Origin of the sequence: Polynucleobacter sp. 30F-ANTBAC (genome assembly GCF_018882385.1) — a bacterium.
Lineage (GTDB): Bacteria > Pseudomonadota > Gammaproteobacteria > Burkholderiales > Burkholderiaceae > Polynucleobacter.
In genome coordinates, this window is the sequence record NZ_JACVON010000001.1 from 130,374 (window position 1) to 143,390 (window position 13,017).

General features: G+C 45.7%; 12 protein-coding genes. 8 read left to right on the forward strand and 4 right to left on the reverse strand.

What is annotated here, in order from left to right; genetic code table 11:
* Positions 1-14: 14 nt before the first annotated feature.
* The gene (gene parC, locus ICN28_RS00720; RefSeq protein ID WP_216286795.1) at positions 15-2,387 is read left to right on the forward strand and encodes a DNA topoisomerase IV subunit A; all 2,373 of its coding nucleotides are present in this window, start codon (positions 15-17) and stop codon (positions 2,385-2,387) included.
* Between the two features lie 14 nt (positions 2,388-2,401).
* Here the strand turns inward: parC and ICN28_RS00725 are convergent, their stop codons facing one another.
* Both ICN28_RS00725 and ICN28_RS00730 read right to left on the reverse strand, forming a co-directional pair.
* Positions 2,402-3,157 (reverse strand): enoyl-CoA hydratase/isomerase family protein, encoded by a 756-nt coding sequence (locus tag ICN28_RS00725; RefSeq protein WP_216285474.1) that lies wholly within the window; start codon positions 3,155-3,157, stop codon positions 2,402-2,404.
* A gap of 8 nt (positions 3,158-3,165) precedes the next feature.
* Positions 3,166-3,624: a RidA family protein gene (locus tag ICN28_RS00730; RefSeq protein WP_216285476.1), complete on the reverse strand. Its 459-nt coding sequence runs from the start codon at positions 3,622-3,624 to the stop codon at positions 3,166-3,168.
* Between the two features lie 215 nt (positions 3,625-3,839).
* Between ICN28_RS00730 and ICN28_RS00735 the strand changes: the two genes are divergently transcribed.
* Positions 3,840-4,187: a cytochrome c gene (locus ICN28_RS00735; protein ID WP_216285478.1), complete on the forward strand. Its 348-nt coding sequence runs from the start codon at positions 3,840-3,842 to the stop codon at positions 4,185-4,187.
* Between the two features lie 13 nt (positions 4,188-4,200).
* Positions 4,201-4,542, forward strand: coding sequence for a cytochrome c (locus ICN28_RS00740; RefSeq protein WP_216285480.1), 342 nt, complete (start codon positions 4,201-4,203; stop codon positions 4,540-4,542).
* Between the two features lie 90 nt (positions 4,543-4,632).
* Here the strand turns inward: ICN28_RS00740 and ICN28_RS00745 are convergent, their stop codons facing one another.
* Positions 4,633-5,265: a GntR family transcriptional regulator gene (locus ICN28_RS00745; protein ID WP_216285482.1), complete on the reverse strand. Its 633-nt coding sequence runs from the start codon at positions 5,263-5,265 to the stop codon at positions 4,633-4,635.
* Positions 5,266-5,367: 102 nt separating this feature from the next.
* Here ICN28_RS00745 and scpA point away from each other — a divergent pair, with 102 nt between their 5' ends.
* The 5 genes from scpA to ICN28_RS00770 all read left to right on the forward strand — a co-directional run bounded on the left by scpA (position 5,368) and on the right by ICN28_RS00770 (position 12,689).
* Positions 5,368-7,536: a methylmalonyl-CoA mutase gene (gene scpA, locus ICN28_RS00750; protein ID WP_216285484.1), complete on the forward strand. Its 2,169-nt coding sequence runs from the start codon at positions 5,368-5,370 to the stop codon at positions 7,534-7,536.
* 32 nt (positions 7,537-7,568) lie between these two features.
* Positions 7,569-8,588, forward strand: a complete 1,020-nt coding sequence (gene meaB, locus ICN28_RS00755; RefSeq protein WP_370626426.1) for a methylmalonyl Co-A mutase-associated GTPase MeaB — start codon at positions 7,569-7,571, stop codon at positions 8,586-8,588.
* Positions 8,589-8,657: 69 nt separating this feature from the next.
* Positions 8,658-10,190 carry an acyl-CoA carboxylase subunit beta gene (locus tag ICN28_RS00760; protein ID WP_216285486.1) on the forward strand — a complete coding sequence of 511 codons (1,533 nt, stop codon included), beginning with the start codon at positions 8,658-8,660 and terminating at the stop codon, positions 10,188-10,190.
* 17 nt (positions 10,191-10,207) lie between these two features.
* Positions 10,208-12,205 carry an acetyl-CoA carboxylase biotin carboxylase subunit gene (accC, locus tag ICN28_RS00765; RefSeq protein ID WP_216285488.1) on the forward strand — a complete coding sequence of 666 codons (1,998 nt, stop codon included), beginning with the start codon at positions 10,208-10,210 and terminating at the stop codon, positions 12,203-12,205.
* Between the two features lie 7 nt (positions 12,206-12,212).
* On the forward strand, positions 12,213-12,689 hold the full coding sequence (locus ICN28_RS00770; RefSeq protein WP_216285491.1) for a VOC family protein: 477 nt from the start codon (positions 12,213-12,215) through the stop codon (positions 12,687-12,689).
* Positions 12,690-12,774: 85 nt separating this feature from the next.
* Here the strand turns inward: ICN28_RS00770 and ICN28_RS00775 are convergent, their stop codons facing one another.
* A complete protein-coding gene (locus tag ICN28_RS00775) occupies positions 12,775-12,945 on the reverse strand; it encodes a hypothetical protein (RefSeq protein WP_216285493.1) in 171 nt (56 codons plus the stop codon).
* Positions 12,946-13,017 lie beyond the last annotated feature (72 nt).

A 13,017-nucleotide genomic window follows, 5' to 3' on the forward strand; every position in this document is an offset into this window, starting at 1 on the left:
ATCTGTTTGCTGATATGGATGATTCTCAAGAGTCTGAAACTCAAGAGACTGAGATCCAGCCAGAAGCTGCTCCGCCGCGTCGTATTGTGCCCAATACGCCGGATGTGGATTCACTCACTTTAGCCACTTATGCGGAACGCGCTTACTTGGACTACGCGATCAGCGTGGTCAAAGGTCGTGCCTTGCCTGAAGTAGCGGATGGCCAGAAGCCTGTTCAGCGTCGCATCCTATTTGCGATGAATGAAATGAACTTGCGCTCGGATGCGAAGCCCGTGAAAAGTGCGCGTGTGGTCGGTGATGTGTTGGGTAAGTTTCATCCGCACGGTGACCAATCTGCTTACGATGCCTTGGTTCGTTTGGCTCAGGACTTTTCATTGCGTTACCCATTGATTGATGGTCAAGGTAACTTTGGTTCACGAGATGGTGACGGTGCGGCAGCGATGCGTTACACCGAAGCACGACTAACCAAAATTGCGAGTTTGTTACTTGATGAGATTGATCAGGGTACAGTTGATTTCATTCCTAACTATGATGGTTCGATGCAAGAACCAAGACTCTTGCCAGCACGTTTGCCATTTGTTCTTTTGAACGGTGCATCTGGTATTGCGGTGGGTATGGCCACAGAAGTACCATCCCATAACTTAAAAGAAATTGCGGGTGCAACCATTGCGCTCATGAAAAATCCCAACCTCAGTCATGATGAGCTCATGAGCTATGTGCCGGGTCCTGATTTCCCAGGCGGTGCGCAGATCATTTCATCCTCCTCTGAAATTGCGCAGATCTATCAAACTGGTCGTGGTAGTTTAAAAGTTCGTGCGCGCTGGGTCATAGAAGATATGGCTCGAGGTCAATGGAAGTTGGTGGTTAATGAAATGCCACCAGGCACATCGACTCAGAAAGTTCTGCAAGAGATTGAAGAACTCACCAACCCTAAAGTGAAGGTGGGTAAGAAAACATTAACGCCTGAACAAAATAACCTCAAGCAAACTATCTTGTCTTTACTTGATTCTGTTCGTGATGAATCCAGTAAAGATGCTGCGGTACGTTTGGTGTTCGAGCCGAAAACCAAAAACATTGATGTCAACGAGTTTGTGACCACCTTATTAGCGCATACATCTCTTGAGTCCAATGCGCCGATTAACTTGGTGATGATTGGTAACGATGGTCGCCCACGTCAAAAAGGCTTGGGTGAGATTCTGCGTGAGTGGATTGAGTTCCGTGTTGCAACAGTGACACGTAGAACCGAGCACCGCTTGGGTAAAGTTAACGACCGCATGCACATCTTGGAAGGTCGTCAACTCATCCTTCTTAATATCGACAAAGTGATCAAGATCATCCGTGGTAGTGATGAGCCTAAAGCGGATTTGATGACGGCGTTCAAATTGTCAGAGCGTCAAGCCGATGACATCCTTGAAATTCGTTTGCGTCAATTGGCTCGTTTAGAAGCGATCAAGATTGAGCAAGAGCTTAAAGAACTCAAAACTGAAAAAGATGATTTAGAAAGCCTTCTTGGTAGCGATACACAAATGCGCAAGCGCATTGTGAAAGAAATTGAAGCCGACATGAAGACCTTTGGTGACGAGCGTCGCACCATGATTCAAGAAGAGAAAAAAGCGGTTGCAGAAGCAAAGGTGATTGATGAGCCTGTTACCGTGATTATTTCTCAACGTGGTTGGGTGAGGGCGCGTCAGGGTCATGAACATGATCCACAACAATTTAGCTTCAAAGCTGGTGATGGCATGTATGGCACGTTTGAATGCCGGACCACCGATGTTGTTTTAGGCTTTGGTAGTAACGGCCGCGTTTATACCGTTCCAGTTTCCGATCTTCCTGGTGCACGTGGCGATGGTTCTCCGTTGACAGGTTTTGTGAACCTAGCAGCGGGTACGCAGATGGTGGCTTATTACGCTGGCCATAACGATGACTTACTTTTGTTATCGATGCGCTCGGGTAATGGCTTCTTAGCCAATGTGACTGACATGACAACGCGTAACAAGGCTGGTAAATCATTTGTGGGTGTGGATGCCAAATTTGCACCGGGTGATGCACCATTACCACCCGCTAAAGTTTCAGATGGTATGAAACAGGTGGCATGTTTATCAGAAAACGGTCGCTTATTGGTATTTGCTTTGGATGATTTAAAGCGATTACCAACAGGTGGTAAAGGCGTGATCTTGATGGATCTTGAAAAAGGTGAGAGGTTGCAATCAGCGATTGCTGTAGGTAGTGGTGGTGCCACTATTGCTGGTTTGGGTCGCACAGGCAAACCAACGGAAGCAGCGTTGGATGCTAAAACATTGAAATCATTTACAGTCAGTCGTGCTCGTAAGGGTCATGCACTTGAGCCGAAGATGAAAGATGCAAAGTTAATCCCCATCACTATGTGATTGATGAGATGAAATCAGCACCCTTTGAAAACAGGGGTGCGTTTTTCTGCCCAGGCGCTGCGACCTTCTTGTAGATCCTCTGAATTTTGAGCTTGAGCAATATCCTGGTTCAGAGCGTCAAGATTTAGTTGACCTCTAGCAATCGTATTCAGATGCTTTTTCATGCCAAGAAGTGCCAGTGGTGCCATTTTCGTGAGTTGGCTAGTTAAAGTATTAACAGCATCATCTAATTCATTAGGTTTAACCAGTTCAGTTAAAAATCCAATGGTTTTCATCTCTTCAAATTGAATCTTTTCAGCCGTTAATAGTAGTTTTTTAGCTGTATCGATGCCTAGTCGCGATACATAGCGCTCAAGACCGCGCTTGTAAAAGTGAATGCCTAGCTTGGCTGCTGGCATCACCATTTCACAAGCTTCACTACCAACTCTAAAGTCACACGCTAAAGCTAAATCTGTAGCGCCACCATACACGCCTCCTTGAATCGAGGCGATCGTAACTGGTCGACAATCTTCTATGGCATTGACAACTTCTTCAAATAAAAGTGATTTCTCTTGGGCTGATTGATCAAGGCTGCCAATATCAAAACCTGAACAGAAATATTTGCCAGTCGACTTAATCATTAAAACCAAAATAGTTTTATTTTGATTGATGGTGTCAATGTGCTCTTGCAAAGATGCAAGATCATCAATCGACAATCGATTCGCAGCTTCAGGGTTGTTCAGCTGTATTGTGGCAACGGCACCATCAATGTGAAGAGTAGGTTTTTTCATGAGCTGAATCATTCAACTTCAGCAATTAACTCGATCTCAACGCAAGCACCCAAGGGGATCTGAGCCACGCCAAACGCACTGCGAGCATGCTTGCCTGCTTCACCAAACACTTCAAACAATAATTCGGAGCAGCCATTGGTGACCAGATGGTGCTCGGTATAGTCTTGTGTCGAATTAACCAGACTCATTACTTTCACGATGCGCTTCACACGATCTAAGTTACCCAAGTGGGCTTGCATGGTTGCCATCAAATCAATTGCAATGCTTCGGGCAGCCGCTTTACCTTCTTCCGTGCTCATAGTCAGACCCAATTTACCAACCAGAGGTTTGCCATCTACTTTGGCAATGTGACCTGATAGGAAGAGGGTGTTTCCGGTTTGTGCTGACATCACATAGGCTGCTGCAGGTGCACCCGCTGATGGCAAAGTAATATTTAATTCTTTTAAACGTTGTGCAATGGCTGACATTTTTTTCTCCAAGATGACTTCTATTGTAAGGCGAAGCTTTTTGCTTATAAAAAAGCGGTTTTATCCAAAAATCCTGATGAAGCTTGAGTAAATGGCTTTTAGGTGCCTTTAAACCTTGAAAAATTTGTAAAAAATGCTTTTTCCAAGCCATTTTCCCCGAGCATCCGCTATACTTCCCACACTATTTTTTTGATCTACCTCAATATTTGGTTACTATGAAAAAACTACTAACTGTTGTTGCAACCCTCGGAATGATGGGTGCTGTTCAAGCTCAAACCATCAAGGGCGACGTTAAAGCCGCTGAATCTAAAGTGGGTATGTGTATTGGTTGTCACGCTATCCCTGGGTACCGTGCTAGCTACCCTGAGATTTACACAGTTCCTCTGTTGGGCGGTCAAAACGCTGCTTATATCGTTGCTGCTTTGCAAGCCTACAAAAAAGGTGAGCGTAAACACCCAACGATGCGCAGTATTGCAGCATCTTTGACGGATCAAGATATGGCTGATATCTCTGAGTACTATGCAGCTCAGACATCTGCCACCACCATCAATAAATTGAAGTAAGTAGGAGCCTAATATGAAACGCATTTTGATGGCTGCTGTAACAGCATCTTTCGTATTGTCAGCCAATGCTGCTGATCTAAAAAAGGGTCAAGAACTTGTTGCTAAGGGTGCTTGTATTGCTTGCCACGGTGAAAACCTTAACAACCCAGTAGTTGCAGAGTATCCTAAGTTAGCAGGTCAACCGGCTGATTACTTGTACCATGCACTCAAGGCCTACAAAGTGACTAATAACCCTAACATTGGTCGTAATAACGCGATCATGGCAGGTCAAGTGGCTCAGTTTTCGAATCAGGATCTAAAAGACATGGCAGCTTATATCTCTAGCTTGCCTGGCACAATGGTGATGAAGAAGTAACCATCCCTAAGCCAATAAAAAGCCGCTCAATCTTATGATTCAGCGGCTTTTTTAATACCTTTTTTGAATTTCGTTTATTAGGATCATGCCTTATCTAGCCGCCAACTGACCTTGTAATAAATGCTCTTTCATGAGGTTCTCAGATAACTCTGCATCTCGAGCCAATAGGGCAGACAGTATTTTGCGGTGCTCTAACAGCGAGCTTTCTAATCGACCTCGTTTGCTGAGAGAGTCACGTCGTTGGAGTTTGAGGACTTTTCTTAAATCATGGATCACACGTTGCATCCATGGGTTAGCGCAAATCTCTTGAATCTTGTCATGAAACTGCTGATTGATTGCAAAAAACTGATCTAAATCTCTATCTGCCGCTGAGCGCTCCAGTTTTAAATGGATGCTATCCAAATCCTCCAACTCCTTTTCAGTCGCCTTTTGGGTCACTTCGCGACAGGCTTGACCTTCTAGGAGGGCTAATACAGTAAAGATTTGGCTTAAGTCCGACTTTGAAACTTCGGTCACATAGGCGCCACGACGCATTTTCATGGTGATCAAGCCTTCTGCAGCCAGTACCTTGATGGCTTCACGCATGGGGGTGCGACTAATACCATACTGAATGGCGAGAGCTTGTTCGTCTATCCAGTCGCCAGGGGCGAATTCGTGCGAAAAGATGCTGGTACGCAATCTTTCAGCTACTTCTTCGTAGAGAGGTCTTGGATTTAATGTCATTTTGAATTATGAATTATGAATTCAAAAAATTAAAAATGCAAGGGAATTATCAAGAATAATCTGTTAAATTACGCTTATTAGTTCATGTGTCGTGGAGAAAAGATGAGTTCAAGTAATAACAAGTGGCCGTCATTTACAAACCCAAGTATGGAAGCTTGGGAAAAAGCAGCCGGTAAGTCAGCCCCTAATGGCGATGTCGATGCTTTGGGTTGGAAGACACCGGATGATATCAAGCTCAAGGCTCTTTATACGGCTGCCGATACCGAAGGTTTACCTTTCTCCAACACCTTACCAGGATTTGAGCCATTTGTTCGTGGCCCACAGGCAACGATGTATGCCGTTCGTCCTTGGACGATTCGCCAATATGCTGGTTTCTCAACAGCAGAAGAGTCGAATGCTTTCTACCGTAAAGCTCTAGCTGCTGGTGGTCAAGGGGTATCCGTGGCATTTGACTTGGCAACCCATCGTGGTTACGACTCTGATCATCCTCGTGTGACAGGTGATGTGGGTAAAGCTGGTGTGGCGATTGATACAGTAGAAGACATGAAGATTCTGTTCAATGAAATTCCATTGGATAAGGTTTCTGTTTCTATGACCATGAACGGCGCTGTATTACCTATCTTGGCTGGTTATGTTGTAGCAGCTGAAGAGCAGGGTGTGAAGCAAGATCAGTTGTCGGGCACGATTCAGAATGACATTCTGAAAGAGTTCATGGTGCGTAATACCTACATCTACCCACCAGAGCCATCCATGCGCATTATTGGTGACATCATTGAGTACACCTCTCAGAACATGCCGAAGTTCAATTCCATTTCTATTTCGGGTTATCACATGCAAGAGGCAGGTGCTAACCAAGCTTTGGAATTGGCCTTCACGATTGCCGATGGTAAAGAATATGTCAAAACTGCTTTAACCAAAGGTTTAGATGTGGATGACTTCGCGGGTCGTTTGTCATTCTTCTTTGCCATTGGTATGAACTTCTACTTGGAAGTGGCCAAGCTACGCGCTGCTCGCTTGTTGTGGTGGAAGATCATGAAAGAGTTCAATCCAAAGAACCCTAAATCCTTGATGTTGCGCACCCATTGCCAAACATCCGGATGGTCACTGACAGAGCAAGATCCCTACAACAACGTGGTTCGTACCACGGTGGAAGCAATGGCGGCTGTCTTTGGCGGAACACAATCGTTGCACACCAATTCATTTGATGAAGCGATTGCTTTACCAACTGAATTCTCGTCACGGATTGCACGTAATACCCAGTTGATCATTCAAGAAGAGACGCACATCACCAATGTGATCGATCCTTGGGCGGGTTCTTACATGATGGAAAAGCTCACGCATGACATGGCGGATAAAGCTTTAGAAATCATTCAAGAAGTGGAAGCCATGGGTGGCATGACCAAAGCTGTAGAGAGTGGCTGGGCTAAGTTAAAAATTGAAGCTGCTGCTGCTGAAAAACAAGCTTGCATCGATTCTGGTAAAGATGTGATTGTTGGCGTTAATAAATACAAGTTAGCCAAAGAAGACAACATTGATATTTTGGCGATTGATAACAACAAGGTTCGTGATTCACAGATCGTTCGTTTGAAAGATGTCAAAGCGAAGCGAGATAGTGCGAAGGTTCAAGCCGCATTAGATGCATTGACGCAAGCTGCCGAAACGAATACAGGTAACTTATTAGGCTTAGCGATAGATGCGATTCGCCTAAGAGCGACAGTGGGTGAAGTATCCGATGCATTAGAGAAAGTTTTTGGGCGCCATCGCGCCGATACTCAAAAGGTGACTGGTGTGTATGCAGCTGCTTATGACTCAGCCGAAGGTTGGGATAAATTAAAAACAGAAATCGCTGACTTTGCTAAAGAAGAGGGTCGTCATCCTCGTGTGATGATTGCCAAGCTCGGTCAAGACGGCCATGATCGTGGTGCTAAAGTTGTGGCGACAGCATTTGCTGACTTGGGCTTCGATGTGGATATGGGGCCTTTGTTCCAAACGCCAGAAGAGTGTGCTCGCCAAGCGATTGAAAATGACGTACATGCAGTGGGTATTTCAACACTAGCTGCAGGACACAAAACCTTGGTACCAGCGATCATTGCGGAGCTTAAAAAGCAAGGCGCTGATGACATCATTGTTTTCGTGGGTGGCGTGATTCCTCGTCAAGACTATGAAGAGCTCTATGAGGCGGGTGTGAAGGGCATTTATGGCCCAGGGACACCGATACCGGCATCTGCCAAAGATGTACTTGAGCAAATTCGTTTAGCGCTCAAGAAATAAATCATCAAACTCAACTGAAAAGACCCAACTGAGTGGACGCACAAGACCAAGCTCTCGTGGATGCGATTTGTGGCCCAGGCGCACAGCCTGGTGCTGCTCAACGTCGCTCGATGGCAAAGGCGATTACGTTGCTGGAGTCGACGCGTCCTGATCATCGCTTGCGAGCGGATGATTTACTCAATGCAGTTTTGCCTAAGAGTGGTAACTCTTTTAGATTGGGCATTTCTGGCGTTCCTGGAGTTGGAAAATCCACCTTCATTGAAGCGCTGGGTTTGTACTTGATTGAAAAAGGGCATCGCGTTGCTGTTTTGGCGATTGATCCATCCTCTACCGTGAACGGCGGTTCTATCTTGGGTGATAAAACCCGGATGGAGTTTTTATCGGTTCATGAAAAAGCATTTATTCGTCCCAGTCCATCCTCTGGCAACTTGGGTGGTGTGGCTGAAAAAACCCGTGAGGCGATGTTGGTTGCCGAAGCCGCTGGTCATGATGTGGTTATTGTCGAGACCGTGGGTGTGGGTCAAAGTGAAATAGCTGTGGCCAATATGACGGATATGTTTGTGCTATTGCAACTTCCCAATGCGGGCGATGATCTTCAAGCCATTAAAAAAGGTGTGATGGAATTGGCCGATTTGGTGGTGATTAATAAGGTTGATCTAGACCCGGATGCTGCCATGCGTGCCCAAGGTCAGGTGATGAGTTCCTTGCGTTTATTTAGCATGCACGGTAATCCTGATCATGCTCACCATGATGAAACACTTTGGCATCCTCGAGTGATGAAAATGAGTGCCTTGAAGTCAGAGGGTATTACCGAGTTTTGGGACTTGGTCATGCAATTTCAAAGCATACAAACTCAACACGGGCATTTAAAACAACGTCGCCAACACCAAGCGCAAGCTTGGATGTGGGAGCGCATTGAAGCAGGCTTAAAACAAGGATTTGAAAACAACCAAGCTGTGCAGAAACTATTGCCGGATCTAACCCGTGCTGTTAATGCGGGGGAGGTTGCAGCATCTGTAGCAGCTCGAAAATTATTGGATTTAATGAAGTAAAGAGAAGCAGTAAATAAAACGCAATTTAAAAGTTATTGATTCAGTTTTAGAAATAAGGGAGCACTTTCCATGCATGAAATCATTAAGCAACTAGAAGCCAAGCGAGAGCAGGCGCGCCTAGGTGGTGGTCAAAAGCGTATCAATGCCCAACATGGCAAAGGTAAGTTAACGGCACGCGAGCGTATCGAACTTTTACTCGATGAAGGTTCATTTGAAGAGTGGGACATGTTCGTTGAACATCGTTGCACTGATTTTGGTATGGCGGATGAATCCGTGCCAGGTGATGGTGTGGTAACAGGTTACGGCATGATCAATGGCCGTTTGGTATTTGTGTTTTCACAAGACTTCACAGTATTTGGTGGCTCTCTATCCGAAGCTCATGCTGAGAAGATTTGTAAAGTCATGGATCAAGCGATGAAAGTTGGCGCACCTGTGATTGGTTTGAATGACTCAGGTGGTGCACGTATTCAAGAGGGTGTGGCATCTTTGGGTGGTTATGCAGAGATTTTCCAGCGTAACGTGTCAGCCTCTGGTGTGATTCCTCAGATCTCTCTCATCATGGGGCCATCAGCGGGTGGTGCAGTTTATTCGCCTGCTTTGACTGATTTCATCTTTATGGTGAAAGATAGTTCATACATGTTTGTGACTGGTCCAGAAGTGGTTAAGACTGTGACACATGAAGAAGTGACGGCTGAAGAGTTGGGTGGCGCGATGACGCACTCAACAAAATCTGGCGTTTGTGATCGTTCATTTGATAACGATGTCGAAGCGATCATGATGTTGCGTCGTTTCTTTAACTATTTGCCTTTATCCAATAAAGAAAAACCACCAGTTAGAAAAGGTGCGGATGCGGCTGAGCGTTTGGATTACTCATTAGATACGCTAGTGCCAGATAATGCCAACAAGCCTTATGACATGCACGAGCTCATTACCAAGACGGTAGATGATGGTGATTTCTTTGAGTTGCAACCGGATTACGCTAAGAACATCATTATTGGTTTTGCGCGTATCGAAGGTCAAACGGTGGGTATTGTTGCCAACCAGCCATTGGTACTTGCTGGTTGTTTGGATATCAAATCATCGATCAAAGCCGCACGCTTTGTGCGTTTCTGTGATGCATTCAATATTCCTGTTGTGACTTTTGTAGACGTGCCAGGCTTCATGCCAGGTACTGCTCAAGAGTACGGCGGCATCATCAAGCATGGTGCTAAATTACTTTATGCCTATGCGGAGTGCACGGTTCCTAAAATCACAGTGATCACACGTAAGGCGTACGGTGGTGCGTATGACGTGATGGCTTCTAAGCACTTAAGAGGTGACGTTAACTTTGCTTGGCCATCGGCTGAGATTGCCGTAATGGGACCGAAGGGTGCGGTGGAAATTATTTTCCGTGAAGAGAAGGGTGATCCTGCAAAGTTAGCTGAGCGTGAAGCAGAGTACAAATCTAAATTTGCTAATCCATTCGTAGCAGGTCGTCGTGGTTACATCGATGATGTGATCATGCCTCATGAAACTCGTAAGCGTGTGGCGCGTTCTTTGGCAATGCTCAAAGACAAGGATCTAGAAAATCCATGGCGCAAACACGGCAACATTCCCCTTTAATCGATTAGGAAAAGAACATGTTTAAAAAGATTCTAATTGCTAACCGTGGTGAGATTGCTTGCCGCGTAATTAAAACAGCCCGTAAGATGGGTATTAAAACGGTAGCGGTTTATTCCGAAGCAGATAAAGATGCGCGCCATGTTGAGTTGGCTGACGAAGCTGTTTGTATTGGCCCAGCTCCTTCACGCGAGTCTTACTTGGTGATGGATAACATCATCAAGGCTTGCAAAGATACAGGCGCTGAGGCGGTTCATCCGGGTTATGGTTTCTTGTCTGAGAACGAAGCCTTTGCAAAACGTCTCGAAGAAGAAGGCATTATATTCATCGGTCCTAAGCATCACTCGATCGCTGCGATGGGTGACAAGATCGCTTCGAAGAAATTAGCCAATGAAGCCAAAGTTAATACCATTCCAGGTTATAACGACGCCATTGATACACCTGAGGCAGCGGTAGAGATTGCTAAAGGCATTGGTTACCCTGTCATGATCAAAGCTTCAGCAGGTGGTGGCGGTAAAGGCTTGCGCGTTGCATTCAATGATAAAGAAGCGTTTGAAGGCTTTTCTGCTTGTAAAAATGAAGCTTTAAATAGCTTTGGTGATGATCGCGTATTTATTGAGAAGTTTGTTGAAGAGCCACGCCATATTGAAATCCAGATATTGGGTGATGCACATGGCAACACGGTTTACTTGTGGGAGCGTGAATGTTCGATTCAGCGTCGTCACCAAAAGGTGATTGAAGAAGCACCATCACCGTTCATTAGTGAAGCCACTCGTAAAGCGATGGGTGAGCAAGCGGTAGCGCTTGCTAAAGCCGTTAAGTACCAATCAGCCGGTACGGTTGAGTTTGTCGTCGGTAAGGATCAGTCTTTCTACTTCTTGGAAATGAACACGCGTTTACAAGTAGAGCATCCTGTGACGGAATCCATTACCGGTTTAGATTTGGTCGAGCAAATGATTCGCGTGGCTGCCGGTGAAAAGTTATCCTTTGGTCAAGGCGATATTCAGCGCAACGGTTGGTCAATGGAGTGCCGTATCAATGCGGATGACCCATACCGTAGTTTCTTGCCTTCTACCGGTCGCTTGGTGAGATACCAGCCGCCAGCAGAAGTGGATGGTGTGCGTGTGGATACCGGCGTGTATGAGGGTGGTGAGATCCCGATGTACTACGACTCGATGATTGCCAAATTGATTGTGCATGGCAAAGATCGTATGGATGCCATTACCAAGATGCGTGCTGCTTTAAACAAATTTGTGATTCGTGGCATTCACTCGAACATTCCCTTCCAGGCAGCATTGATGCAGCACCCACGTTTTATTTCGGGTGATTTCAATACAGGTTTTATTGCAGAGCAGTTTCCGCACGGTTTCCGTGCCAGTGATGTCAAGCCAACCGATTTAGGATTGATGGATGCTCTAGCAACAGCAGTTCATCGCCGTTACTTGGAGCGTGCGGCTGGTATTTACGGTCAGCTAGAGGGGCATGAGGTCAAAATCCCTAGCCACTTTGTGGTGGCATCTGGTGAACCGGGCAAGATGGATTATGTCGACGCTTCTCTTGAGGAAACGGCTAAGGGTTATCACGTCACGGTTAACAATAAGACCTATGACATTGAGACAGATTGGAATCCTGGTCAAATCATTTACAGTGCTACCGTGAATGGTCAAGAAATCGCTGCACAAGTAGAGCGAACAGATTTGTTCTACCGTATTCAGTTTGATGGTGTGCGTGTTGATAGTTTGGTCTTGACGCCACAAGGTGCTGAAATGCAAAAGTTGATGCCTTTCAAAGAACCACCAGATATGTCGAAATTCCTTTTGTCACCGATGCCTGGTTTGTTGGTGGATGTGGCGGTGACAGTGGGCCAAAAAGTCGAAGCTGGTCAGCGTTTGGCGGCAATCGAAGCAATGAAGATGGAAAACGTTTTATTAGCTACGCAAGATGGTGTGATTGCTGAAATCATGGCCGCTAAGGGCGAGAGTTTGGCTGTTGATCAACAAATTCTTCGATTTGAATAAGGCGGATATGACGAACTCAACCGTAACGAAGCCTTTCAAGATCCTAGGGATCCAACAAGTAGCCATTGGTGGACCTGATAAAACCAAACTTCAGAAGTTGTGGGTGGAGATGTTGGGTCTTGAAGTCACAGGTACTTTTCAATCGGAACGCGAAAACGTGGATGAGGACATTTGCTCTATGGGCAAAGGTCCTTACAAGGTGGAAGTGGATTTGATGCAACCGATTGATCCTGAGAAAAAGCCAGCGGTGCACACGACACCCTTGAATCACATTGGTCTATGGGTGGATGATTTGCCGGTAGCAGTGGAGTGGTTAACTGCTCAAGGTGTGCGATTTGCACCCGGTGGCATTCGTAAGGGGGCCGCAGGCTACGACATTACTTTTTTACACCCCAAAGCCAATGAGGAGTTTCCGATAGCTGGCGAAGGAGTTTTGATTGAATTGGTTCAGGCTCCAGCAGAGGTGATTGCAGCTTTAAGCTAAGACACCCAGCAAACTGTAGCTAAAAAAATAAACGCCACATCTTGGATGTGGCGTTTGTCTATTGAAATCTTACACACGAAAAGTTTTAAGCATAGGCCGACATGTAGGTCAGACCCTTACGCCATTCAGAGAACGCGGCTAGCTTGGGTGGCAATTCACGAATAGCCCCAATCAAGAGTAAGCCCTTGTTTTTATTCAACTCTTTACACAAACTAACAAACTCGTCATCTGATAAATGGTTAAAACCGTATCTCACCGAAGGCTCCTTTTAAAGTGTCCTTGTACCTTCAACGCGTGATAAATGAGTTTGGTTGACACCAATGGTAAA